This is a genomic window from Xenophilus sp. Marseille-Q4582, from assembly GCF_916700565.1.
Classification (GTDB): domain Bacteria; phylum Pseudomonadota; class Gammaproteobacteria; order Burkholderiales; family Burkholderiaceae_C; genus Xenophilus.
Genome location: NZ_CAKAKO010000001.1, coordinates 190,929 through 214,575 on the forward strand (window position 1 = coordinate 190,929; position 23,647 = coordinate 214,575).

Below are 23,647 nucleotides of genomic sequence, written 5' to 3' on the forward strand. Positions count from 1 at the left end.
GGGTGACCTGCAAGGCGCAGCGCGCCGCTCGTAGTGATCTACGAGCAAGCGCTGCAATGCCGCAGGACGCCCGGCAAAGCGGCTGCCCGAAGGGTTGGGGCGAAATCGGGCCCGCTCAGCGCCGCGTCGCTTGCATGGGCACCCGCCCATGCGGCGCGCCGCAGCGGATAATTCCGCGATGCGAATCCGCTTCACCAAGATGCAAGGCGCGGGCAACGACTTCGTCGTGCTCGACGAGACGCGCGGCCCGCTGGGCCTGACGGCCGGGCAGTACCGCTTCCTGGCCGACCGGCACTTCGGCGTGGGTGCCGACCAGATCCTCAGCGTGCGGTCCGCGGCGGCGCCGGACATCGACTTCCAGTACGTGATCCACAACGCCGACGGCGGCGAGGTGGAGCAGTGCGGCAACGGCGCGCGCTGCTTCCTGCGCTTCGTGCGCGAGCAGGGCCTGACCGACAAGGACGTAGTGCGCGTGCAGACGCTGGCCGGCGTGATCGCGCCGCGCATGAACGCCGACGGCCGCGTGACCGTGGACATGGGCCCGCCGGTGTTCGAGCCGGCGCGCGTGCCCTTCGACACCGCGGGCCTGGAGCCGCAGCCCACGGGCGACTGGGAAACCTGGCACCTGGCACTCTCCACCGAAGCCGAACACCCGACCGTGCCGCTGGCCGTGCTGTCCATGGGCAACCCGCATGCGGTGCAACTGGTGGACGACGTGGAGACGGCGCCCGTGGCCGTCCAGGGCCCGCTGATCGAGCACCACCCGCGCTTTGCGCAGCGCGTGAACGCGGGCTTCCTGCAGGTGCTGGACCGCGGCCAGGTGAAGCTGCGCGTGTTCGAGCGCGGCGCCGGCGAGACGCTGGCCTGCGGCACCGGCGCCTGCGCGGCCGTGGTCGCGGGCATCCGCCTGGGCCTGCTCGACGCGCGCGTGGACGTCCACACCCGGGGCGGCGTGCTGACCATCGAATGGGCCGGCGCGCAGGGCGACCTGGGCGCCCCCGTGTTCATGACCGGCCCGGCCGTGACCGTGTTCGCGGGCGAGATCGAGGTGCCCGACCGGGCCTGAGCGCGGGGCCCGCCGCGTTTCGTCGGAAGCGCTTGCGCCCGGTGCTCGCCTCATTGCCCCATTGCCGTCCAGGCCAACAGCTCAACCTTGCCATGAACCCCATCACCGAAGACGACATCGCCCACTACCTGTCCATCACGCCGGACTTCTTCGAGCGCCATGCCCAGCTGCTTGCGCAGGTGCAGCTCACCAGCCCGCACGGCAACCGGGCCGTGAGCCTGCAGGAGCGCCAGGCCGAGATGCTGCGCGAGAAGATCAAGGCGCTGGAGCACCGCATCATGGACATGGTGCGCCACGGCACCGAGAACGTGATGACGGCTGACCGCCTGCAGCGCTGGACGCGCACCCTGCTGACCTGGCGCGAGCCGCGCAGCCTGCCCTGGGAGATCCTGAGCGCGCTGCACCAGCAGTTCATGGTGCCGCAGACCGGCATCAAGCTGTGGGACCTGGATGCGGCCTATGCCGACGAGGGCTACGCCCAGAACGTGAGCGAGGACGTGAAGGCGCTGGCCACCTCGCTGACCACGCCTTACTGCGGCCTCAACGCGGGCTTCGAGGCGGCCTCCTGGCTCAACGATCCGCAGCAGGCCGTGTCGGTGGCCCTGCTGCCGCTGCGTGCCGAGGCGGACCAGCCGGCCTTCGGCCTGCTGGTGCTGGCCTCGCCCGACGCGCAGCGCTACCACGCCGAGATGGGCACCGACTTCCTCGAGCGCATCGCCCAGCTGGCGTCGGCGGCGCTGTCGCGCCTGCGCCGCTGATGCGCGAGGCCGCGCGCCCGGACGGCCCATCGCTGGCGCGCGCCGGTTCACGCATCTGGCTGCGCCGGGTCGGTGGGGCGGGGGCGCTGCTGGTACTGGCGGTCGCCGGCCTGGGCGTGCAAGCCTGGTGGCATGGCCGGCAACGGATGGCTGCGCCGCCGCCCGCGCCGGCCGACGTGGCGCTGGTGCTGGGCAACCGGGCCTGGATCGACGGTGCACCGAATCCCTGCCTGCGTTCGCGCGTCGAAGCGGGCGTGACCCTGGCGCGCGCGGGCCGCGTGTCGCAGTTGCTCATGAGCGGCGGCGTCGACCATGAGGACGGCCGCATCGAGGCCGTGGAAATGGAAGCGCTGGCGCGCGCCGCCGGCCATGCCGGCCCGGTGCTGCGCGAAGCGGCCTCGCAGTCCACGCGCGAGAACCTGATGCTTTCCTGGCCGCTGCTCGCGCAGGCTGGCGTGCGGCGTGTCGTGATCGTCTCCGAAGCCGGCCACCTGTGGCGCGTGCAGCGCCTGGCGGCGCGCAGCGGTTTCGACCAGGCCTTCGAGGTGCAGTACCAGGCCAGCCAGTGTGATCGCCGCCCGCTGCGCGCGCTGCAGGCTGCCTTGCGAGAGCCGCTGGCCATCCTCAAGAATGCGGCCCATGGCTGGATCTGAGAGGGCCCCCGATGCCCAGGCGGTCGCCGACACCGACGAAGGCCTGGTCACGCGCTACCTGGAACAGGCGCGCGTGCAGCGCCGGCTGGCACCGCGCACGCTCGACCTGTACGCCGAGCACCTGGCCCTGCTGCGCGAACGCGCGCGCGAGGCGCAACTGCCGCTGCAGCGCGTGCAGACCGCCCATGTGCGGCGCTGGATGGCGCAGCTGCACGCGGCGGGCCGGCAGCCGCGCGGCATCGCGCTGGTGCTCTCGTGCTGGCGCAGCTTCTACCGCTGGCTGGGGCAGGAAAGGCTGATCGCCGCCAACCCGGTGCAGGACGTGAAGGCGCCCAAGGCCGGCCGCCCGCTGCCCAAGGCGCTCGCCGTGGACGACGCGATGCGCCTGGCCGACTTCCAAAAGCCGGATGCCGACCCGTGGACCGAGGCGCGCGACAGCGCCATCGTCGAGCTGCTGTACGGCTGCGGCCTGCGCGTGAGCGAACTCACGGGGCTGGACCGCCGGCCCTCGAAGGCCGCGCGCGGCTGGGTGGACCTGGACAGCGCCGAAGCCAGCGTGCTCGGCAAGGGCGACAAGCGCCGCGCCGTGCCGCTGGGCCGCCAGGCGCTGGCCGCGCTGCAGGCTTGGCTGGCGCTGCGCGACCAGGCGCCGGCCTGCGCCGACGAAGACAGCGCGGCCGCGCTTTTCGTCGGCGCGCGCGGCGCGCGCCTCACGCCGCAGGCGGTGTGGAAGCTGCTGCGCACGCGCGGCATCCAGGCCGGTCTGGCGGCGCCCGTGCATCCGCACATGCTGCGCCATTCCTTCGCCAGCCACGTGCTGCAGTCCAGCAGCGACTTGCGCGCGGTGCAGGAACTGCTGGGCCACGCCAACATCGCCACCACCCAGGTCTACACGCGGCTGGACTTCCAGCACCTGGCCAAGGCCTACGACGCCGCGCACCCGCGCGCGCATCTCCGCTCCCCCGAGCGCCCGCAGGCCGACGCCCCGCCGAGTGCCGGCAGGCCGCCGGCGAGCGCCGACAAGAAGTCCTCATGAAAGTCCTGCGCCTCAAGCCCGGCAAGGAGCGTTCGCTCCTGCGCCGCCATCCCTGGGTCTTCGACGCGGCCATCGCCAAGGGCGGCGGCGACGCCGGCGAGACGGTGCGCGTGGAATCGCACGAGGGCCAGTTCCTGGCCTGGGCCGCCTTCAGCCCGGCTTCCAGGATCCGCGCGCGGGCCTGGAGCTTCGACGTGGCACAGCGCATCGACGCCGCCTTCCTCGCGGCGCGCGTGCAGACGGCGGTGGCCGCGCGCGCCCGGTTCGACATCCGCAGCGACGGCGTGCGCCTGGTGCACGGCGAGGCCGACGGCCTGCCGGGCCTGGTCGTGGACCGCTACGGCGACACGCTTGTCGCGCAGTTCTCGTCGGCCGGCGTGGAGCGCTGGAAGGCCGTGCTGGCCGATGCGCTGCTCGCGGCCACGGGCTGCACGCGGCTGTACGAGCGCTCCGACACGAGCAGCCGCACGCGCGAGGGCCTGCCGCCGGCCACGGGCTGGCTGCGCGGCGAGGGCGCGACCGGGCTGCGGATCCAGGAGCACGGCTGGCACTTGACGCTGGACGTGGCCACGGGCCACAAAACCGGCTACTACCTGGACCAGCGCGACAGCCGCGGCCGCATGGCCGCGCTGGCGGCGCACCGGCGCTTTGCGCGCGTGCTCAACTGCTATTGCTACACGGGCGGCTTCACCGTCGCGGCGGCCAGCGGGCTGGCGTCCGTGGGCGCGCTCGCGGGCGCGCAGCTGGTGTCGGTCGATTCCTCGAAACCGGCGCTGGAGCGCGCGCAGGCGCATCTGGTGGACAACGGCTTCGGGCCCGGGCAGGGCGTGCGGGCGGAATTCCTCGACGCCGACGTGAATGCCACCTTGCGCCGCTTCATCGAGGAAGGCCGGCAGTTCGACGCCATCGTGCTCGACCCGCCCAAGTTCGCACCGACGGCCGCCCATGCCGAACGCGCGGCGCGCGCCTACAAGGACATCAACCGCCTGGCCTTCAAGCTGCTGCCGCCGGGCGGCGTGCTGCTCACCTTCTCGTGCTCGGGCGGCATTTCGGCCGACCTGTTCCACAAGATCGTGGCCGGGGCCGGCCTCGACGCGGGCGTGGACGGCTACATCACCGAGCGCCTGGGCGCCGCCGCCGACCACCCGATGACCCTCGAATTTCCCGAGGGCGAGTACCTGAAGGGCCTGGTGGTGGTGCGCAAGTAGCGGCCGGCGGCGCGGATCGGGGCTCGCCACAAGCCGCGCGGGCCGCAGGTTCTTTGCCGGCAGCCTACACTTTCGCCCCTTTCCCTTCGACCCCCACCTGCGGAGCGCCCATGGCCCTGATTCCCGCCACCATCCTCACCGGCTTCCTCGGCTCCGGCAAGACCACCCTGCTCAAGCGCGTGCTGACCGAGGCCCACGGCCAGAAGATCGCCGTGGTCGAGAACGAGTTCGGTGAAGAGAACATCGATTCCGACATCCTGGTCACCGAGTCCAAGGAGCAGATCGTGCAGATGAGCAACGGCTGCATCTGCTGCACGATCCGCGAGGACCTGCGCGAGACGCTGCAGCTGCTGGCGGCTAAGAAGCGCAAGGGCCTGCTGGACTTCGACCGCGTGGTGATCGAGACCACCGGCCTGGCCGACCCCGGCCCGGTGGCGCAGACCTTCTTCATGGACGACGAGATCGCCGAGAGCTACCTGCTGGATTCCATCATCACGCTGGTGGATGCCAAGCACGCGCCGCAGCAGCTCAACGACCGCCAGGAGGCGCGCCGCCAGGTGGGTTTCGCCGACCGGCTGTTCATCAGCAAGACCGACCTGGTGGGCGAGGAAGAGACCGAGGCGCTGATCCATCGCTTGAAGCACATGAACCCGCGCGCGCCCATCGAGCGCGCGCATTTCGGCGAGGTGCCGCTCGAGGGCTTCTTCGACCTGCGCGGCTTCAACCTGAACGCCAAGCTGGACATCGACCCGGACTTCCTCAAGGAAGACGAGCACGGCCACGAACACCATGACCACGACCATGAGCATGGCGAGCACTGCGACCATCCCTCGCACCAGCACGGGCATGGCCACGGGCACCATCACCATCACGACGACGACGTCAAGAGCTTCGTCTACAAGGCCGACCGGCCCTTCGACCCGGCGCGGCTGGAGGACTTCCTGGGCGCGATCGTGAACATCTACGGCCCGCGCATGCTGCGCTACAAGGGCGTGCTGCACATGCAGGGCACCGAGCGCAAGGTCATCTTCCAGGGCGTTCACCAGCTCATGGGCAGCGACCTGGGCCCGCAGTGGGCCGAGGGCGAGGCCCGCACCAGCCGCATGGTCTTCATCGGCATCGACCTGCCGCGCGACATCCTGGTCCAGGGCCTGGAGCAGTGCCTGGTCTGAGAGCCTGTTCAGTGTCTACAAGGGGCCGCGCAGCCGCCTTGCCGGGTGGCCTGCAAGGCGCAGCGCGCCGCTCGTAGTGATCTACGCGCAAGCGCTGCAACGCCGCAGGACGCCCGGCAAGGCGGCTGCCCGAAGGGTTGGGGCGAAATCGGGCCCGCTCAGCGCCGCGTCGCTTGCATGGGCACCCGCCCATGCGGCGCGCCGCAACGCCGATCGCCTCCCGATTGCGCCCCAACGCGACCCCTTGTAGACACTGAACAGGCTCTGAGGGCTGAACGATCCGCCGGGCGCGTTCGGCCACGCCGGATCCCCTCACACCTGCCGAGGCGCCGGGCCGGTTCTTGAAGGACGTCGCCGCCTCGCGAGGCCGGCGCAAAGCCCTTGTCTTTCGCGGGTGACGCCGGCGCCCGCAACCTCTATACAATCCGCGCGCCCGTGCCGGCCCCCCGGCTCGAACCGCGTCCTCTTGCAGGGCGCGCCACAGCTGCCGGGGCCGGTTCCACACGGGGTGCCGCGGCCCTGCGCAAGAGGGGGTATAACCCCCGACTCGCCACGGATCCGTGTTCGACAGCATCGTTGGCGGTGGCCCAGCCATCGCCGGCCTGTGGGAGGAGACTGCATCCGTGAAAGCGCGAACAAGTCCGACCAAGGAGTCTGTGACCGTGAAGAAGACCGCCGCCCCCGCCAAGCCAGCCGCCGCACCTGCCGCGGCCGCGCGCAAGTCCGCCGCCCCGCAGGCGTCGCCGGCTCCGGCCGTGGCCGCGGCTCCCGCCGCCGATGCCTTGCCGCCGCGCGCGCGCGCCTCGGCGCGCCTGACGCAGCTGACCGTTCCCTCCATGCCTCAGGCGGTGGCCTCCACCGCCCCGAAGGCCAGTTTTACCCAGACCATGTCCACTGCCCTCGTTTCCCCCGCGCCCGTGGCGATCAAGAAGGATCCCAAGCTCGCCAACAACTGGAAGACCAAGACGGCGGAAGAGCTGACCGACGCCGAGGTCATCGCGATGCCCGACAGCGAGTACATGAACGACAAGCAGATGGCCTTCTTCCGGCTGAAGCTGCTGGCGCTCAAGCGCGGCATCCTGGAGAACGCGGGCGAGACGACCGAGCACCTGCGCGAGGACACGGTGGTCGTGCCCGACCCGGCCGACCGCGCCACCATCGAGGAAGAGCATGCGCTGGAGCTGCGCACGCGCGACCGCGAGCGCAAGCTGCTCAAGAAGATCGAGCAGTCCATCGCCCGCATCGACGCGGGCGACTACGGCTACTGCGACGAGACCGGCGAGCCCATCGGCGTCGGCCGCCTGCTGGCGCGGCCCACGGCCACGCTGTCGCTCGAGGCGCAGCAGCGCCGCGAACTCAAGCAGAAGATGTTCGGCGATTGAGCTTCGCGCGCGCCAATCCCTGCAGCCTGCGATGAAAGCACGCCTGTGTTCCCGGCCCGAAGAGGCGCCGCCTGCGAAGGCCGGCGCCCGCGGCCGCTGCCACTGACATGAGCAAGGAAGAGGGCGGCGGCCGCCTGCTGTCGAAGGTGGCGCGATTCGTGCGCAATCCGCTCAAGGATTGGTCCGAACTCGACGCGGCCGACCGGGCCGGCCAGCCGTCGCCGGTCGACAGCAACGGCTACAGCCGCGAGGCGCTCAAGGAACTGATCGAGCGCCGCCAGCGCAACGAGTTCGTGCGCCGGCGCGAGTTCGACATGCTGCGCAAGCTGCGCCAGCGCGAGGCGGCGGGCGTGCGCGACGGCTCGGGCTCGCCGTCCTCCTTCCACCTCAACACGGCCGGCAAGACCGATGGCCGCGCGCTCACGCTCAAGAAGATCGACGAGATCGAGGAGCAGATGTCGCAGCAGTGGTGGAAGGGCCGCCCTTCCCAGGCCGGCACGGTCGAGGGCGCGGCGGCGGCCGATCCGCTTGCGGCGCAGCATGCCCGTGCGTATGCGGACACGGCGCCCGGCGAGCCGCCGCCCGACGTGCTGCCGGCGGCGCCTTCGGCCGCCCTGCCGGCTTCGCGCCTGCAGGCCGCAACGGTGGTCGAGGAAGCCGCCCTGCGTTTTGCCGAAGGCGACGACGGCCAGGCCGAGGCGCTGCTGCTGGCCGCCGTGGCGCCCGACGGCGCCCAGGCGGAAGACGACGACACCTGGCGTGCGCTGCTCGATTTCTACCGCGCCAGCGGCGACGCCGAGAAGTTCGCCGCGGCCAGCATGCGCTACGCGCAGCGCTTTCGCAAACCCGGCCCGGAATGGGTGTCGCTGCGGGCGCTGGCGCGGCGCCATGACCCTCCCGCGTCCCAGGCCGCGATCGACTGGTACTGCCCGCCGCAACTGGGCCGCGACGGCCTGATCGAGTTGACGCAGGCGCTCTCGCGTGCCGGGGCCGTCTGGCGCCTGGACTGGCGCGCGCTGCGCGGCATCGACGCCGACGCCGTCGCGCCGCTGGGCACGCTGTTCAGCCACTGGGCCGATTCGCCGACGCAGGTGCGCTTTTGCGGCGCCGAGCGGCTGATCGCCGTGCTGGCCGAGGCCACGCCGCTGACCGTGCGCGAGACCGACCCGGCTTGGTGGCAGGTCTACCTGTCGGTGCTGCGCCTGATGCACCTGCCCGACGATTTCGAGCTCGTGGCGCTCAACTACTGCATCACCTACGAAGCCTTGCCGCCGTCCTGGCAGGAGCCGGTGGGCAGCTACGGGACCGTCGACGGCCCGGCAGGCGGCCGCGCGGGCGGGCTGCAACTGGCCAGCGACGCGGCAGGCGACGCCCCGGACGTGCAGTTGTCGGGCGAGATCCAGGGCGCGAGCCCCTCCGTGTGGCAGCGGCTGGCGGCTGACCTGGCCGAAGCGCGCGCGCCGGCCGTCTCCTGCGCGGCACTGGTGCGGCTGGACCTGGCCGCCACCGCCGGTCTGCTGACCTGGCTGGAAGCGCGCGGCGCGCAGGAGCCGCGGGTCGAGTTCACCGACGTGCACCGGCTGCTGCTGGCCTTGTTCGGCCTGGTGGGCATCACCGAGCACGCGAGCGTGCTGCCGCGGCGCTGATCGCCACGCGGCGGCCTGCCGGACCGCCCGGCGCGGGCCTCGTCCCCAAGGCCGGGCGGTCCGGTGCGGAGCGCACGGCATGCGGCGAGGCCTCCCCGCTGCGATTCACGGGGCCTGTGCGGCCACCGGCCCTTGCAGCGCCCGCCGGCCGCCCCCATGTGCCTGCGATGGAACAATTTCACGGCACCACCATCGTCAGCGTGCGCCGCAAGACCCCCCAGGGCGACCAGGTCGCCATCGGCGGGGACGGCCAGGTCACGCTGGGCAACATCGTCATCAAGGGCACGGCGCGCAAGGTGCGGCGGCTCTACCACGGCCAGGTGCTGGCCGGCTTTGCCGGCGCGACGGCGGATGCCTTCACGCTGTTCGAGCGCTTCGAGGCCAAGCTGGAAAAGCACCAGGGCCAGCTGGCGCGCGCGGCCATCGAGCTGACCAAGGACTGGCGCACCGACCGCGTGCTGCGCAAGCTCGAGGCGATGCTGCTGGTGGCCGACAAGGACGTGTCCCTCATCATCACGGGCAATGGCGACGTGCTGGAGCCCGAGGGCGGCGTGGCCGCCATCGGCTCGGGTGGCGCCTATGCGCAGTCGGCGGCCAAGGCGCTGATCGAGAACACCGAGCTGCCGGCCGAGGAAGTGGCCAGGAAGGCACTGCAGATTGCGGGCGAACTCTGCATCTACACCAATTTGAATCACACGGTCGAAGTTCTGCCCTGACTGGAGGGTGGTGCGTTGAGCGTTTGGCGTTCAGCGCGAAGACCTCCGGCATCCCCGCCCAACGCGCAACGCAAAACGCTCAACGTCCCATGTCCATGACGCCCCAGGAAATCGTTTCCGAACTCGACAACCACATCGTCGGCCAGCCCGGCGCCAAGCGTGCCGTGGCCATCGCGCTGCGCAACCGCTGGCGCCGCCAGCAGGTCGACGCCAAGCTGCGCGCCGAGATCACGCCCAAGAACATCCTCATGATCGGCCCCACGGGCGTGGGCAAGACCGAGATCGCGCGCCGCCTGGCCCGCCTGGCCGACGCGCCCTTCATCAAGGTAGAGGCCACCAAGTTCACCGAGGTGGGCTACGTGGGCAAGGACGTGGATTCCATCATCCGCGACCTGGCCGAGGTGGCCGTCAAGCAGACGCGTGAAGCCGAGGCCGCCAAGGTGCGCATGCGGGCCGAGGACGCGGCCGAGGACCGCATCCTCGACGTGCTGCTGCCCACCGCACGCGACGCCGAGGGCCGGCCCACGAGCGACAGCGGCAACGCCACGCGCCAGGCCTTCCGCAAGAAGCTGCGCGAGGGCCAGCTCGACGACAAGGAGATCGAGATCGACGTCGCCGAGCAGCGCGCGCCGCTGGAGATCATGGGCCCGGCGGGCATGGAGGAAATGACCGAGCAGCTCAAGGGCATGTTCAGCCAGTTCGGCGGGGCCAAGCGCAAGACGCGCAAGCTGCGCATCGCCGAGGCCCTGCGGCTGCTGATCGACGAGGAGGCGGGCAAGCTGCTCAACGAGGACGAGGTGCGCGCCCAGGCCATCGCCAACGCCGAGCAGAACGGCATCGTCTTCATCGACGAGATCGACAAGGTCGCGGCGCGCCAGGAAGCGCAGGGCGCCGACGTGTCGCGCCAGGGCGTGCAGCGCGACCTGCTGCCGCTGGTGGAGGGCACGGCCGTCAGCACCAAGTACGGCGTGGTGCGCACCGACCACATCCTCTTCATCGCCTCGGGCGCCTTCCACCTGAGCAAGCCCAGCGACCTGATCCCCGAACTGCAGGGGCGCTTTCCGATCCGCGTGGAACTGGCCTCGCTGTCGGTGGCCGATTTCGAAGCCATCCTCACGGCCACCCGCGCCTCGCTGGTCAAGCAGTACCAGGCGCTGCTGGCCACCGAGGGCGTCACGCTGGATTTCACGCCCGAGGGCATCACGCGGCTGGCGCAGATCGCGCATGACGTGAACGAGCGCACCGAGAACATCGGCGCCCGCCGCCTGTCCACCGTGCTCGAGCGCCTGCTGGACGAGGTCAGCTTCGACGCCGTGCGCCTGCAGGGCCAGACCGTGCGCATCGACGCGGCCTATGTCGACGGGCGCCTCGCGGCACTAAGTCACGACGAGGACCTTTCACGCTTCATCCTGTGAGGCCGGGCAGTTGGCCGGCAGGGCTCAGGAAACACTTTCATTCAACAGGTTAAGTGTTTGTTCCTAAAAGGATTTTTAAGCCGTTTCTTGTCGCGGAAGCGTCGCTAAGTCCTTGATTCCATTACAAAAAATACCGTGAGCGCCCGCTTGCGGCCCCGGCATTTGCTGCTACAGTGCAAAAAAGTGCAGTTAAGTGGGAAAACGTGCCAGAAAGCTTGTTCTGAAGCGCTGGCAGGGTCCCAAACCGGGGAATCTGGGTCTTGTTCCAAGGCGCGTCATCGCTGAGTCTGGATGCCAAGGGGCGGTTGTCGGTGCCGACCCGGCATCGTGACGTCCTGCTCGCGACCGCCGGCGGCCAGCTGACCCTCACGCGCCATCCCCATGGCTGCCTGATGATTTTTCCGCGGCCGGAGTGGGAGAAGTTCCGCGACAAGATCGCGGCCCTGCCCATGAATGCCCAGTGGTACAAGCGCCTGTTCCTGGGCAGCGCCATGGACGTGGAGATGGACGGCACTGGCCGCGTGCTGGTGTCGCCCGAGCTGCGCGAGGCCGCAGGCATCACGCGCGAGACGCTGCTGCTGGGCATGGGCAGCCATTTCGAACTGTGGGACAAGGCCACGCACCAGGCCAAGGAGGCCGAGGCGCTGGCGGCCATGGACCCGCAGACCCTGCAGGACCTGGCTTTCTGATGGAGCGGAACTTGAACGCTCCCCTGGTCCACACCACCGTGCTGCTCGACGAAGCCGTGGACGCCTGGCTGGCCGGCGCGCCGGCCGGCGACGGCGGCGCCTCGGGCTGCTTCGTCGATGCCACCTTCGGCCGCGGCGGCCACAGCCGCCTGGGCCTGAGCCGCATGGCCGCCGACGCGCGCCTGATCGCCTACGACAAGGACGCCGAAGCGGTGGCCGAGGCCAGCCGCATCGCCGACGCGCGCTTTTCCATCCGCCATCAGGGCTTCGCCGCCCTCGGGGAGCTGCCGCCGGGCAGCGTCGCCGGCGTGCTGATGGACCTTGGTGTCAGCTCCCCCCAGATCGACAACCCCGCACGGGGTTTTTCTTTTCGTTACGACGGCCCGCTGGACATGCGCATGGACACATCGCGCGGCCAGAGCGTGGCCGACTGGCTGGCCACAGCCGAAACCCAGCAGATTGCAGAGGTGATCCGTGACTATGGCGAAGAACGGTTTGCTGTTCAGGTTGCAAAGGCGATTGTTGCTCGCCGACAGGAACGGGGCCCAGTTTCAACCACCGCCGAGCTGGCCGAGCTCGTGGCTGGTGCGGTCAAAACCCGCGAGCCGGGCCAGAACCCTGCAACGCGCACATTTCAGGCTCTTCGGATTTTCATCAACGCCGAGCTTGAAGAGCTGCAACAGGCGCTGAGCGCCAGCCTGTCGGTGCTGCAGCCGGGCGGCCGGCTGGCGGTGATCAGCTTCCATTCGCTCGAAGACCGCATCGTCAAGCAGTTCATCACCGAGCATTCCAAGGAGATCTACGACCGCCGCGCCCCGTTTGCCGCGCCCAAGCCCATGCGCCTGAAGGCGCTGGGCCGCATCAAGCCGTCCGAGGCCGAAGTGGCGGCCAATCCGCGCGCGCGCAGCGCCATCCTGCGCGTGGCCGAGCGCACCGAGGTGCCGGCGTGATGCGTGCCGTTTCGTGCCGGACGCGGAGGCATCCGTGATCGCCAGGCTCAACCTCCTGCTGCTGATGCTCGTCATCGGCACGGCCATGTTCCTGGTGCACACGCAATACCAGTCGCGCCAGCTGTACACGCAGCTCTACCGCGCGCAGGGCGAGGCGCGCCAGCTGGAGACCGAGTTCGAGCGCCTGCAGGTCGAGAAGCGCGCCCAGGCGACGCCGCTGCGCATCGAGAGGCTGGCCAAGGAGCAGATCAAGATGCGCACGACCACGCCGGCCATCACGCACTACGTGCGGGCCGACGGCAGCGTGATCCCGGCCGTGGCGCCGCTGCCGCCGGCCGAGTTGGCGCGGCTGAATGCGATCGCCGCGCAGGCCGGCCGCGCGCCCAGTGCGCGCACGCCCCCGCCGCCCCTGCCCGCGGCCGCGCCCAGGAGCGCCCGATGAGCAGCCGCCGCAGCGTGCGCTACACCACCAGCCCCCTGCTGGCGAGCAAGACGCCGGTCTGGCGCAGCAAGTTCATCGTCGCCGCCATCGCGCTGGGCTTCGTGGTGCTGGCCGCCCGCGCCGCCTACGTGCAGGTGATCGGCAACGACTTCTACCAGCGCCAGGGCGTGGTGCGCTTCGAGCGCACGCTCACGCTGCCGGCCAACCGCGGCCGCATCCTGGACCGCAACGGGCTGATCCTGGCTTCCAGCGTGATCGCGCCCAGCGTCTGGGCCATTCCCGAGGACGTGGAACGCAACGACCCCGAGACGCGCGCCAAGCTGCGCCAGGTGGCGCAGCTGCTGGGCATGAAGCTGCAGGACCTGGACAAGAAGCTGGCCGACGAGGACAAGACCTTCGTCTGGATCCAGCGCCAGGTGGACGAGCCCATTGCCAAGCAGATCGCGGCGCTGGGCATCAAGGGCCTGCACCAGACGCGCGAATACAAGCGCCAGTACCCCGAGGGCGAGGCCGCCGCGCACGTGGTGGGCTTCACCAACGTGGAAGACCAGGGCCAGGAAGGCATCGAGCTGTCCTTCAACAAGGCCCTGGGCGGCCAGCCCGGCTCGCAGCGCGTGATCAAGGACCGGCTGGGCCGCGTGATCGAAGGCGTGGGTGAGGTGACCCCGCCGGTGGACGGCAAGGACATCCAGCTGTCCATCGATTCGAAGGTGCAGTTCTTCGCCTACCAGAAGCTGCGCGACGCCGTGAACCAGCACAAGGCCAAGGCCGGCAGCGTGGTGGTGCTCGACGCGGTGACCGGCGAGGTGCTGGCGCTGGCCAACTACCCGAGCTACGTGCCCGACAAGCGCCAGAACCTCACGGGCGAAATGCTGCGCAACCGCGCGCTGACCGACACCTTCGAGCCGGGCTCGACCATGAAGCCGATCACCGTGGCCATGGCCATGGAGGCCGGCCGCGTCAAGCCCAGCACGGTGATCGACACCAGCCCGGGCCGCTTCCAGCTCGGCGGCTTCACCATCCGGGACACCCACAACTACGGTGCGCTCACGGTGGAGGGCGTGATCCAGAAGTCCAGCAACGTGGGCTCGATCAAGATCGCGCAGAAGATGACGCCGCAGGAGATGTGGGACACCTACACCGCGCTGGGCTACGGCCAGAAGCCGCAGGTGCAGTTCCCGGGCGCGGTGGCGGGCCGCCTGCGCCCCTGGAAGAGCTGGAAGCCGGTGGAGCAGGCCACCATGTCCTACGGCTACGGCCTGTCGGCTTCGCTGTTCCAGATGGCGCAGTCGTACACCTCCTTCGCGCACGACGGGCGCATCGTGCCCGTGACCATCCTCAAGAGCAGCGAGCCGGCCGTGGGCCAGCGGGTGTTCTCGCCCGAGCATGCCGCCGCCGTGCGCAAGATGCTGCAGATGGCCGCCGGCCCCGGCGGCACCGGCCAGCGCGCGCAGACGGTGGGCTATTCGGTGGGCGGCAAGTCGGGCACCGCGCACAAGCAGGTGGGCAAGGGCTATGCCAGCAACAAGTACCGCTCCTGGTTCACCGGCATGGCGCCCATCGACAAGCCGCGCATCGTCGTGGCCGTGATGATCGACGAGCCCAGCGCCGGCCAGTACTTCGGCGGCACCGTGGCCGCGCCCGTGTTCAGCGAAGTGGTGCAGCAGACGCTGCGCATGATGAACGTGCCGCCCGACCTGGCCGTCAAGCCCATGGTCGTGACGCAGGACGTGGACGAGAGCTTCTGATGGCCCTGCAGTCCGCCTTCCTCCAGCCCCTCTTCGACGTCGACAGCGCCGTGCAGTGGCTGCGCGCGCGCGGTGCGAAGGCGCTGCGCGTGGACAGCCGCGCCGTGCAGCCCGGTGACGCCTTCATCGCCTGGCCGGGGGCCGCCACCGACGGCCGCGCCTATGTGCAGGCCGCATTGGCCCAGGGCGCCGTGGCCTGCCTGGTCGAGGCCGAGGGCGTGGATACCTTCGATTTCGGCAACGGTGAAGGCACGCTGGCTGCCGTGGCCAGCTACGCCGGGCTGAAGGCCGCCACCGGTCCCATCGCCGCGGCTTGGTGCAATGCGCCCTCGCAGGCGCTGGACCTGCTGGCCGTGACCGGCACCAACGGCAAGACCTCCACCGCCTGGTGGCTGGCGCAGGCGCTCAACGCCGGCGCGGCGCAGCCACAGTGCGCGCTGATCGGCACGCTCGGCGTGGGTGTGCCGCCTGAGCTGACCTACACCGGCCTGACCACGCCCGACCCGGTCACGCTGCAGCAGAGCCTGCGCGGCTTCGTGGACCAGGGCTTCTCGGCCTGCGCGATCGAGGCCTCCTCCATCGGCATCGCCGAGCGCCGGCTGGACGGCACACGCATCGCGGTGGCCGTGTTCACCAACTTCACGCAGGACCACCTCGACTACCACGCCAACATGGACGCGTACTGGCAGGCCAAGGCCGAGCTGTTCCGCTGGCCCGGCCTGCGCGCGGCGGTGGTCAACATCGACGACCTGCGCGGTGCCGCGCTGGTGCAGGAGCTGCTGAACAGCGGTGCGCGCGGCCTGGATCTGTGGACCACCTCGGCCCAGGGCCGCCCGGCGCGTCTGAGCGCGCAGGGCGTGGGCTACGGCAGCCAGGGCCTGCAGTTCGACGTGGTGGAGCAGGGCCTGGCGCCCGCCCGCCTGGCCACGCGCCTGACCGGCGACTACAACGTGGCCAACCTGCTGGGCGTGATCGGCGCCCTGCGCGCGCGCGGCCTGGCGCTGCGCGAGGCGGTGGCCGCCTGCGCCGGCCTGGACAGCGTGCCCGGCCGCATGGAACTGGTGCCCGCGCCGGGCCCGAATGCCCCGCTGGCCGTCGTCGACTACGCCCACACGCCCGATGCGCTGGACAAGGTGCTCACCGGCCTGCGTGCCTTCGCCGACCAGCGCGGCGGGCGCCTGTGGTGCGTGTTCGGGTGCGGGGGCGACCGCGATCCCGTCAAGCGCCCGCTGATGGCGGCGGTGGCCGAAACGCGGGCCGACGCCGTGGTGCTGACCAGCGACAACCCGCGCAGCGAGTCGCCTGCGGCCATCCTCGCGCAGATCCTGCGCGGCTTCGCGAACCCCGATGCGGTGCAGGTGCAGCCCGACCGCGCCCGGGCCATCGCCGACGCCCTGGCGCAGGCCGCGCCGGCCGACGTGGTGCTGATCGCCGGCAAGGGCCACGAGGCCTGGCAGGAGATCGCGGGCGAGCGCCATCCTTTTTCCGACCGCGCGCATGCGCTTGCGGCGCTGCAGGCCCGGGGCACCGCATGACCGCTTCGACGACGCCGATGTTCACGCTGGCCGATGCCGCCGCCTGGGTGCCCGGCGCGCGCCTCGTCGGCGACGGCGCCACGCCCATCGCGCGCGTGCACACCGACACGCGCACGCTCGCGCGCGGCGACCTGTTCGTCGCGCTGAAGGGCGAGCGTTTCGATGCCCATGACTTCCTGCCGCAGGCCGGCGCGCAGGGCGCCGCGGCGGCCGTGGCGCAGGGCGGACTCGAGGCCGCGGGACTGCCGGGCCTCGAAGTGCCCGACACGCTCGCCGCGCTGGGCGCCATCGGCCGCGGCTGGCGCCGGCGCTTCACGCTGCCGCTGATCGCCGTGGCCGGCAGCAACGGCAAGACCACCGTCACGCAGATGGTCGCGTCCATCCTGCGCGCCGCCGCGCCGGACGCCAGCCTGGCCACGGCGGGCAACTTCAACAACGAGATCGGCGTGCCGCTCACGCTGCTGCGCCTGCGCCCCGGGCACCGGCTGGCGGTGGTCGAGCTGGGCATGAACCATGTGGGCGAGATCGCACGCCTGGCCGCCATCGCCGAGCCCACCATCGCGCTGGTCAACAACGCGCAGCGCGAGCACCAGGAGTTCATGGCCACGGTGCAAGCCGTGGCGGCCGAGAATGGCGCGGTGTTCCGGGCGCTGCCCTCGGACGGCACGGCCGTGTTCCCGCAGGGCGATGCCTTCACCGAACTGTGGGAAGGCATGGCCCGGGAAGGTGGCCCGCGCCGCTGCCTGCGCTTCGGGCTGCATGCGCAGGCGGACGTGGCCCTGGCACAGGCCGCGTGGCGCAGCGACGACCGGGGCGGCGCCTGGGACTTCGAGGCCCGCACCCCGCTGGGCCCGGTGCGCGCGCGACTGGCGATCGCGGGCCGGCACAACCTGCACAACGCGCTGGCCGCCGTGGCCTGCGCGCTGGCGGCGGGCGTCTCGTGCGACGAGATCGGCGCCGGCCTGTCGGCCTTCGAGCCGGTGTCGGGCCGCTCGCGCAGCCTGCCGCTGCGCTGGCACGACGGCCGGGCGCGCACGCTGGTGGACGATGCGTACAACGCCAACCCCGACTCGGTGCGTGCGGCCATCGACGTGCTGGCCGAACTGCCCGGCCCGCGCCTGCTGGTGCTGGGCGACATGGGCGAGGTCGGCGACCAGGGCCCGCAGTTCCATGCCGAGATCGGCACCTATGCGCGCGAGCGCGGCATCGAGCAGTTCTTCGCGCTCGGCGAGGCCTCGGCCCATGCCGTTGCGGCGTTCGACGCGCCCGGCGCGCGTCATTTCAAGGACATCGAGACGCTCAACGCCGCCGTGCTGCAAAGCCTGGATGCGGCGCAGAGCGTGCTCGTCAAGGGATCGCGCTTCATGGCGATGGAGCGCGTGCTGCGCGCCATCCAGGCCCGGGCGCCGGCACACACCCACAACGAGGAGGAGACCGGTCATGCCCCATGAAACCGGCGCACGCCCATGCTGATGAGCCTGGCCCAGTGGCTGCAGGCGCAGAACCCCGACTGGGGCTTCCTGCGCGTGTTCCAGTACCTCACCTTCCGCGCCCTGATGGCCGCGCTCACGGCGCTGCTCGTGGGCCTGGTGGCCGGCCCGGCGGTGATCCGGCGCCTGCGCGCCCTCAAGATCGGCCAGCCCGTGCGCGGTTATGCGATGGAAACGCACCTGGTCAAGAGCGGCACGCCCACCATGGGCGGGGTGCTGATCCTGTTCGCCATCGGCGTCGCCACGCTGCTGTGGTTCGACCTGGCCAACCGCTTCGTCTGGATCGTGCTGTGGGTCACGCTGGGCTTCGGCGCCATCGGCTGGGTGGACGACTGGCGCAAGGTGGTCCACAAGGACCCCGAAGGCATGCGCTCGCGCGAGAAGTACATGTGGCAGTCGCTGATCGGGCTGGTGGCCGCGGTCTACCTGCTGTTCGCGATCTCCGAAAGCTCCAATGGCCGCGTGTTCGAGCTCTTCGTGAACTGGGTGCGCGCCGGCTTCGCGATGGACTTCCCGCCCAAGATCGACCTGATCGTGCCCTTCTTCAAGGAGATCAGCTACCCGCTGGGCGGCATCGGCTTCGTGATCCTGACCTACCTGGTCATCGTGGGCGCGAGCAATGCCGTGAACCTGACCGACGGCCTGGACGGCCTGGCCATCATGCCGGTGGTGATGGTGGGCTCGGCGCTGGGCGTGTTCGCCTATGTCTCGGGCAGCGCAGTGTTCAGCAAGTACCTGCTGTTCCCGCACATCCCGGGTTCGGGCGAACTGCTGGTGGTCTGCTCGGCCATGGCCGGCGCGGGCCTGGCCTTCCTGTGGTTCAACACGCATCCGGCGCAGGTCTTCATGGGCGACGTGGGCGCACTGGCGCTGGGCGGCGCGCTGGGCACCATCGCCGTCATCGTGCGCCAGGAGATCGTCTTCTTCGTGATGGGCGGCATCTTCGTGGTCGAGGCGATCTCGGTCATGGCCCAGGTGGCCTACTTCAAGTACACCAAGAAGCGTTTCGGCGAGGGCCGCCGCATCCTCAAGATGGCGCCGCTGCACCACCATTTCGAGAAGAGCGGCTGGCGCGAGACCCAGGTGGTCGTGCGCTTCTGGATCATCACCATGCTGCTGTGCCTGGTGGGCCTGTCCACGCTGAAGCTGCGCTGAGCGGACCGGAAAGAACGCCATGCAGCATCTGAACCAGCTTCCCGTGCTCATCCTTGGCCTCGGCGCGTCCGGGCTGGCGATGGCGCGCTGGTGCGCGCGCCACGGGGCCGCGGTGACGGTGGCCGACACGCGCGAGGCGCCGCCCCAGCTGGCGCAACTGCAGGCCGAACTGCCCGGCATGCGTTTCGTGCCGGGCCCGTTCAGCGCCGCGCTGGTCGAAGGCTCGCCGATCCGCGCCGTGTACCGCTCGCCAGGCCTGTCGCCTGCGCAGGTCGCGCCCGTGGTCGACGCCGCGCGTGCGATCGGGCTGGTGGTGGGCGGCGAGCTGGACCTGTTCGCGCAGGCGCTGCGCGACATCGATGCCCAGCGGCGTGCGGCCTACGCAGCGGCGCTGCAGGTGGCCCAGGCGCAAGCCGATGCGGCCGCGGCTGCGGCTGCGGTCGAACCGCACGCGGCGGTGGCGCCGGCTGTGGAAGAGGCCGTGGCGGAGCCCGCAGCGGGCGCCGCCGCGCCCGAGACTGCCGAGGCCGAGGCCGAAGCCGTGGACGCACTGGCACGGCAGGACTCCGACACCCTGCCGCCGGTGCCGGCGCAAGAGGTGGAGCCGGCCGCCACACAGGAAGCGGCGGCGGCCGAATCCGATCCCGTCGAGGTGCCTGCGCCAGTGGAAGCCCCTCTGTCGCCCGGCAACGTTCAGGCGCCTGCCGTCGCGGACGCCGAGGTGCCGGCCCCCGCCCCGCGTGTGGGCGAGGGCAGCACCCCCTACGTGCCGCATGCCGCCCGCGAGGCGGCCGAGTTCGTGGCCCGCATCGCCGAACTGAGTGCGCCCGCGCCGCAGCCCGAGGAGGAACTGGCACCCGCGCCCGTCGCGCCGGTGCCGGTGCGCCCGAGCCTGCCCGAGGGCTACACGCCCGCCGTGCTGGCCATCACGGGCACCAATGGCAAGACCACGGTCACCTCGCTCACGGGCCAGCTGATCGAGAGCGCCGGCAAGACGGTGGCCGTGGCCGGCAACATCGGCCCGACGCTGCTGGACACGCTGGCTGGCCACCTCGATGCCGGCACGCTGCCCGACGCCTGGGTGCTGGAGCTGTCCAGCTTCCAGCTCGATGGCGTGCAGGGCTTCGAGCCCACGGCCGCCACGGTGCTCAACATCACGCAGGACCACCTGGACTGGCACGGCGACCTGTCGGCCTATGCCGGCGCCAAGTCGCGCATCTTCGGCCAGACCGGGCTGATGGTGCTCAACCGCGAAGACCCGGCCGTGATGGCCATGCTGCCGCCGACCGGCCGCCCGACGGCGGCAGCAGCCCCCTCGGGGGGCAGCGCAGCACACGCAGTGGCAAGCGTGGGGGCCAAATCCTTGCCGCCGCCGGTGAAGGTCAAGCCGCAGAAGCCGCTGGTGCGGGCGCACCTCACCTTCGGCGCCGACCTGCCGCAGCGCCCCGGCGACTTCGGCATCGAGCGCGTGAACGGCATGGCCTGGCTGGTGCGCGCGCACGAGGCCGACGAGACGCAGAAGCGCAAGCGCGGGGCCGCGCAAGAGCAGGAGATCCACCTGCAGCGCCTGATGCCCGCCGATGCGCTGCGCATCCGCGGCCAGCACAACGCGCTCAACGCCCTGGCGGCACTGGCCCTGGCGGCCTCGGCGGGTTGCCCGCTGGCGCCCATGCTCTACGGCCTGCGTGAATACCGCGGCGAGCCGCACCGCGTGGAGCCCATCGCGCTGATCGACGACGTGGAGTACTTCGACGACAGCAAGGGCACCAACGTGGGCGCGACCGCGGCCGCATTGCTGGGCCTGGGCGTGGAGCGCAAGCTGGTCGTGATCCTGGGCGGCGACGGCAAGGGGCAGGACTTCAGCCCGCTGGCCGAACCCGTGTCGCGCTACGTGCGCGCCGCCGTGCTGATCGGCCGCGACGCAGCGCAGATCGAGTCCGCGCTGGACCAGACCGGCGTGCCGCTGCTGCACGCGGCCGACATGGCGGCCGCCGTGCGCACCGCCGCGCGCCAGGCGCAGACCGGCGATGCCGTGCTGCTGTCGCCGGCCTGCGCGAGCTTCGACATGTTCAAGAGCTACGTCCACCGCGCCGAGGTCTTCGCCGCCGCCGTGCAGGCCCTGGCCGACGATCCCGAGCCGAACGAAGCGCAGGGTGAAGGAGAGGCCGCATGAGCCGCGCCCAGGCCGCCGCCACGTCCGCCGCCGGCAGCCGCTTCGGCGCCTGGTGGGAGCGCCTGCGCGGCCGCGCCGCCGACGCCATGCCCATGCACCTGCCGGTGCGCCTGGGCGGCGGCGACTTCACGCAGACCAAGGCGGCGCCCGTGCGCGTGCTGGGCTTCGACCAGGCGCTGGTGTGGGTGGTGGTGGCCCTGCTGCTGTGGGGCCTGGTGATGGTCTATTCGGCCTCCATCGCGCTGGGCGACAACCCGCGCTTCGCGCGCGCCAACTACAGCGAAGGCTTCTTCGTGCTGCGGCACGGCGCCTACATCTTCGTGGCCTTCGTGGCCGCCATGCTCACCTTCCAGGTGCCGATGCGCACCTGGGAGCGCTGGGCGCCGTGGATCTTCGTGGCGGCGCTGCTGCTGCTGGTGCTGGTGCTGGTGCCGGGCATCGGCCGCGTGGTCAACGGGGCGCGGCGCTGGCTGCCGCTGGGCATCATGAACTTCCAGCCCTCGGAGCTGGCCAAGGTGGCGATGGTGCTCTACGCCGCCAGCTACATGGTGCGCAAGATGGACGTGAAGGAGCGCTTCTTCAAGGCCGTGGTGCCCATGGGCGTGGCCGTGGTGGTCATTGGCATGCTGCTGCTGGCCGAGCCCGACATGGGCGCCTTCCTGGTGATCGCGGTGATCGCGATGGGCATCCTGTTCCTGGGTGGCGTGAACGCGCGCATGTTCTTCCTGATCGCGGCGCTGATGGTCTCGGCCTTCATGGTCATGATCCTGACCAGCGAATGGCGGCGCGAGCGCCTGTTCGCCTACCTGGACCCGTTCAGCGAGGCGCACGCGCTGGGCAAGGGCTACCAGCTCTCGCACGCGCTGATCGCCATCGGCCGCGGCGAAATCTTCGGCGTCGGCCTGGGTGCCAGCGTCGAGAAGCTGCACTGGCTGCCCGAGGCCCACACCGACTTCCTGCTGGCCGTGCTGGGCGAGGAGTTCGGCCTCGTCGGCCTGCTGCTGATCATCGCGCTCTTCTTCTGGCTCACGCGCCGCATCATGCACATCGGCCGCCAGGCCATCGCGCTGGACCGCGTGTTCTCGGGCCTGGTCGCGCAGGGGGTGGGCGTGTGGATCGGCTTCCAGGCCTTCATCAACATGGGCGTGAACCTGGGCGCGCTGCCCACCAAGGGCCTGGGCCTGCCGCTCATGAGCTTCGGCGGCTCGGCCATCCTGATGAACCTGGTGGCGCTGGCCATCGTGCTGCGTGTGGACTATGAGAACCGCGTACTGATGCGGGGGGGCCGCATATGAAGACGGCTCTGGTGATGGCCGGCGGCACCGGCGGCCACATCTTCCCGGGCCTGGCCGTGGCCGAGGAGCTGCGCGCGCGCGGCTGGCGCGTGCACTGGCTGGGCGCGCCCGGCAGCATGGAAGAAAAGCTGGTCGCGCCGCGCGGCTTCGCCTTCGAGCCGGTGCAGTTCGGCGGCGTGCGCGGCAAAGGCCTCGCCACGCTGGCGCTGCTGCCCTTCAAGCTGCTGCGCGCCTTCTGGCAGGCCCTGGCCGTGCTGCGGCGCGTGAAGCCCGACGTGCTGGTGGGCCTGGGCGGCTACATCACCTTCCCGGGCGGCCTGATGGGCGTGGCCACGGGCCGCCCGCTGGTGCTTCACGAACAGAATTCCGTGGCCGGCATGGCCAACAAATGGCTGGCCAAGGTGGCCGATCGCGTGTTCACGGCCTTCCCGCATGTGCTGGAAAAAGCGCCGTCGGCGCAATGGGTGGGCAACCCGCTGCGCGCCGAGTTCCTCGCACAGCCCGGCCCGGCCGAGCGCTTCGCGGGCCGCAGCGGCCCGCTCAAGCTGCTGGTGGTGGGCGGCAGCCTGGGCGCGCGTGCGCTCAACACCGTGGTGCCGCAGGCACTGGCGCGCATCGCGCCGGCCGAGCGGCCCATCGTGCTGCACCAGAGCGGCGCCAGGCAGATCGACGAGCTGCGCGCCAACTACGCCGCGGCCGGCGTGGAGGCCGAGCTCACGCCCTTCATCGACAACGCCGCCGAGGCCTATGCCCAGGCGGACCTCATCGTGGCGCGTGCCGGCGCCAGCACCGTGACCGAACTGGCCGCGGTGGGCGCGGCCGCACTGTTCGTTCCCTTTCCCTCGGCCGTGGACGATCACCAGACCACCAACGCGCGCTTCCTCGTCGATGCGGGCGGTGGCTGGCTGGTGCAGCAGACCGAGCTGACCCCCGAACTGCTTTCCGATTTGATCCAGAAGACCGATCGCGCCGCACTGCTGGAGCGCGCGCTCAAGGCCAAGAGCCTGCAGAAGACCGAGGCCACGATCGCCGTGGCGCAGGCGTGTGAGCAACTGGTGCACAGGGGGGTGGACCCATGAAGCGGGCCGTCCGCCACATCCACTTCGTGGAGCGCATGA

The 23,647-nt window shown here is 71.0% G+C and carries 20 protein-coding genes; all 20 read left to right on the top strand.

Annotated elements, in window-relative coordinates; translation table 11 throughout:
- Nucleotides 1–178: 178 nt before the first annotated feature.
- The 20 genes from dapF to murG all read left to right on the top strand — a co-directional run bounded on the left by dapF (nucleotide 179) and on the right by murG (nucleotide 23,608).
- Complete coding sequence (gene dapF, locus LG388_RS00850; protein ID WP_225780959.1) at nucleotides 179–1,066, top strand: diaminopimelate epimerase; 888 nt, start codon at nucleotides 179–181, stop codon at nucleotides 1,064–1,066.
- Between the two features lie 92 nt (nucleotides 1,067–1,158).
- Nucleotides 1,159–1,824 carry a DUF484 family protein gene (locus LG388_RS00855; RefSeq protein WP_225780960.1) on the top strand — a complete coding sequence of 222 codons (666 nt, stop codon included), beginning with the start codon at nucleotides 1,159–1,161 and terminating at the stop codon, nucleotides 1,822–1,824.
- Nucleotides 1,824–2,477, top strand: coding sequence for a YdcF family protein (locus LG388_RS00860; protein ID WP_225780961.1), 654 nt, complete (start codon nucleotides 1,824–1,826; stop codon nucleotides 2,475–2,477). Before LG388_RS00855 ends, LG388_RS00860 begins: the two co-directional genes overlap by 1 nt.
- A complete protein-coding gene (locus tag LG388_RS00865) occupies nucleotides 2,464–3,513 on the top strand; it encodes a tyrosine recombinase XerC (RefSeq protein WP_225780962.1) in 1,050 nt (349 codons plus the stop codon). Before LG388_RS00860 ends, LG388_RS00865 begins: the two co-directional genes overlap by 14 nt.
- Nucleotides 3,510–4,721: a class I SAM-dependent rRNA methyltransferase gene (locus LG388_RS00870; protein ID WP_225780963.1), complete on the top strand. Its 1,212-nt coding sequence runs from the start codon at nucleotides 3,510–3,512 to the stop codon at nucleotides 4,719–4,721. The genes LG388_RS00865 and LG388_RS00870 overlap by 4 nt, the downstream gene beginning before the upstream one ends.
- Nucleotides 4,722–4,831: 110 nt before the next feature.
- Entirely contained in the window at nucleotides 4,832–5,893 is a 1,062-nt protein-coding gene (locus LG388_RS00875) for a GTP-binding protein (protein ID WP_225780964.1), read from the top strand.
- A 623-nt stretch (nucleotides 5,894–6,516) separates the two neighbouring features.
- On the top strand, nucleotides 6,517–7,275 hold the full coding sequence (gene dksA / locus LG388_RS00880) for an RNA polymerase-binding protein DksA (RefSeq protein ID WP_370630067.1): 759 nt from the start codon (nucleotides 6,517–6,519) through the stop codon (nucleotides 7,273–7,275).
- Between the two features lie 107 nt (nucleotides 7,276–7,382).
- Nucleotides 7,383–8,921, top strand: coding sequence for an STAS domain-containing protein (locus LG388_RS00885; protein ID WP_225780966.1), 1,539 nt, complete (start codon nucleotides 7,383–7,385; stop codon nucleotides 8,919–8,921).
- A gap of 167 nt (nucleotides 8,922–9,088) precedes the next feature.
- On the top strand, nucleotides 9,089–9,637 hold the full coding sequence (hslV, locus tag LG388_RS00890; RefSeq protein ID WP_225780967.1) for an ATP-dependent protease subunit HslV: 549 nt from the start codon (nucleotides 9,089–9,091) through the stop codon (nucleotides 9,635–9,637).
- An 89-nt stretch (nucleotides 9,638–9,726) separates the two neighbouring features.
- A complete protein-coding gene (hslU, locus tag LG388_RS00895) occupies nucleotides 9,727–11,052 on the top strand; it encodes an ATP-dependent protease ATPase subunit HslU (protein WP_225780968.1) in 1,326 nt (441 codons plus the stop codon).
- 260 nt (nucleotides 11,053–11,312) lie between these two features.
- The gene (gene mraZ, locus LG388_RS00900; RefSeq protein WP_225780969.1) at nucleotides 11,313–11,741 is read left to right on the top strand and encodes a division/cell wall cluster transcriptional repressor MraZ; all 429 of its coding nucleotides are present in this window, start codon (nucleotides 11,313–11,315) and stop codon (nucleotides 11,739–11,741) included.
- An 11-nt stretch (nucleotides 11,742–11,752) separates the two neighbouring features.
- Nucleotides 11,753–12,691, top strand: coding sequence for a 16S rRNA (cytosine(1402)-N(4))-methyltransferase RsmH (gene rsmH / locus LG388_RS00905; protein ID WP_225780970.1), 939 nt, complete (start codon nucleotides 11,753–11,755; stop codon nucleotides 12,689–12,691).
- 37 nt (nucleotides 12,692–12,728) lie between these two features.
- Nucleotides 12,729–13,133, top strand: a complete 405-nt coding sequence (ftsL, locus tag LG388_RS00910) for a cell division protein FtsL (protein WP_225781789.1) — start codon at nucleotides 12,729–12,731, stop codon at nucleotides 13,131–13,133.
- Nucleotides 13,130–14,881 carry a penicillin-binding protein 2 gene (locus LG388_RS00915; protein ID WP_225780971.1) on the top strand — a complete coding sequence of 584 codons (1,752 nt, stop codon included), beginning with the start codon at nucleotides 13,130–13,132 and terminating at the stop codon, nucleotides 14,879–14,881. Before ftsL ends, LG388_RS00915 begins: the two co-directional genes overlap by 4 nt.
- A complete protein-coding gene (locus LG388_RS00920) occupies nucleotides 14,881–16,416 on the top strand; it encodes a UDP-N-acetylmuramoyl-L-alanyl-D-glutamate--2,6-diaminopimelate ligase (protein WP_225780972.1) in 1,536 nt (511 codons plus the stop codon). Before LG388_RS00915 ends, LG388_RS00920 begins: the two co-directional genes overlap by 1 nt.
- Nucleotides 16,413–17,867, top strand: a complete 1,455-nt coding sequence (gene murF / locus LG388_RS00925) for a UDP-N-acetylmuramoyl-tripeptide--D-alanyl-D-alanine ligase (RefSeq protein WP_225780973.1) — start codon at nucleotides 16,413–16,415, stop codon at nucleotides 17,865–17,867. Before LG388_RS00920 ends, murF begins: the two co-directional genes overlap by 4 nt.
- A gap of 15 nt (nucleotides 17,868–17,882) precedes the next feature.
- Entirely contained in the window at nucleotides 17,883–19,061 is a 1,179-nt protein-coding gene (mraY, locus tag LG388_RS00930) for a phospho-N-acetylmuramoyl-pentapeptide-transferase (RefSeq protein WP_225780974.1), read from the top strand.
- A 19-nt stretch (nucleotides 19,062–19,080) separates the two neighbouring features.
- Nucleotides 19,081–21,234 (top strand): UDP-N-acetylmuramoyl-L-alanine--D-glutamate ligase, encoded by a 2,154-nt coding sequence (murD, locus tag LG388_RS00935; protein ID WP_225780975.1) that lies wholly within the window; start codon nucleotides 19,081–19,083, stop codon nucleotides 21,232–21,234.
- Nucleotides 21,231–22,529 carry a putative lipid II flippase FtsW gene (ftsW, locus tag LG388_RS00940; RefSeq protein ID WP_225780976.1) on the top strand — a complete coding sequence of 433 codons (1,299 nt, stop codon included), beginning with the start codon at nucleotides 21,231–21,233 and terminating at the stop codon, nucleotides 22,527–22,529. The genes murD and ftsW overlap by 4 nt, the downstream gene beginning before the upstream one ends.
- Entirely contained in the window at nucleotides 22,526–23,608 is a 1,083-nt protein-coding gene (gene murG, locus LG388_RS00945) for an undecaprenyldiphospho-muramoylpentapeptide beta-N-acetylglucosaminyltransferase (RefSeq protein WP_225780977.1), read from the top strand. Before ftsW ends, murG begins: the two co-directional genes overlap by 4 nt.
- Nucleotides 23,609–23,647 lie beyond the last annotated feature (39 nt).

Bases quoted from the DNA above. Each gene is read 5' to 3' on its own strand.
- dapF (WP_225780959.1), top strand. From the start codon at position 179: ATGCGAATCCGCTTCACCAAGATGCAAGGCGCGGGCAACGACTTCGTC.
- LG388_RS00855 (WP_225780960.1), top strand. From the start codon at position 1,159: ATGAACCCCATCACCGAAGACGACATCGCCCACTACCTGTCCATCACG.
- LG388_RS00860 (WP_225780961.1), top strand. From the start codon at position 1,824: ATGCGCGAGGCCGCGCGCCCGGACGGCCCATCGCTGGCGCGCGCCGGT.
- LG388_RS00865 (WP_225780962.1), top strand. From the start codon at position 2,464: ATGGCTGGATCTGAGAGGGCCCCCGATGCCCAGGCGGTCGCCGACACC.
- LG388_RS00870 (WP_225780963.1), top strand. From the start codon at position 3,510: ATGAAAGTCCTGCGCCTCAAGCCCGGCAAGGAGCGTTCGCTCCTGCGC.
- LG388_RS00875 (WP_225780964.1), top strand. From the start codon at position 4,832: ATGGCCCTGATTCCCGCCACCATCCTCACCGGCTTCCTCGGCTCCGGC.
- LG388_RS00885 (WP_225780966.1), top strand. From the start codon at position 7,383: ATGAGCAAGGAAGAGGGCGGCGGCCGCCTGCTGTCGAAGGTGGCGCGA.
- hslV (WP_225780967.1), top strand. From the start codon at position 9,089: ATGGAACAATTTCACGGCACCACCATCGTCAGCGTGCGCCGCAAGACC.
- hslU (WP_225780968.1), top strand. From the start codon at position 9,727: ATGTCCATGACGCCCCAGGAAATCGTTTCCGAACTCGACAACCACATC.
- LG388_RS00915 (WP_225780971.1), top strand. From the start codon at position 13,130: ATGAGCAGCCGCCGCAGCGTGCGCTACACCACCAGCCCCCTGCTGGCG.
- LG388_RS00920 (WP_225780972.1), top strand. From the start codon at position 14,881: ATGGCCCTGCAGTCCGCCTTCCTCCAGCCCCTCTTCGACGTCGACAGC.
- murF (WP_225780973.1), top strand. From the start codon at position 16,413: ATGACCGCTTCGACGACGCCGATGTTCACGCTGGCCGATGCCGCCGCC.
- mraY (WP_225780974.1), top strand. From the start codon at position 17,883: ATGCTGATGAGCCTGGCCCAGTGGCTGCAGGCGCAGAACCCCGACTGG.
- murD (WP_225780975.1), top strand. From the start codon at position 19,081: ATGCAGCATCTGAACCAGCTTCCCGTGCTCATCCTTGGCCTCGGCGCG.
- ftsW (WP_225780976.1), top strand. From the start codon at position 21,231: ATGAGCCGCGCCCAGGCCGCCGCCACGTCCGCCGCCGGCAGCCGCTTC.
- murG (WP_225780977.1), top strand. From the start codon at position 22,526: ATGAAGACGGCTCTGGTGATGGCCGGCGGCACCGGCGGCCACATCTTC.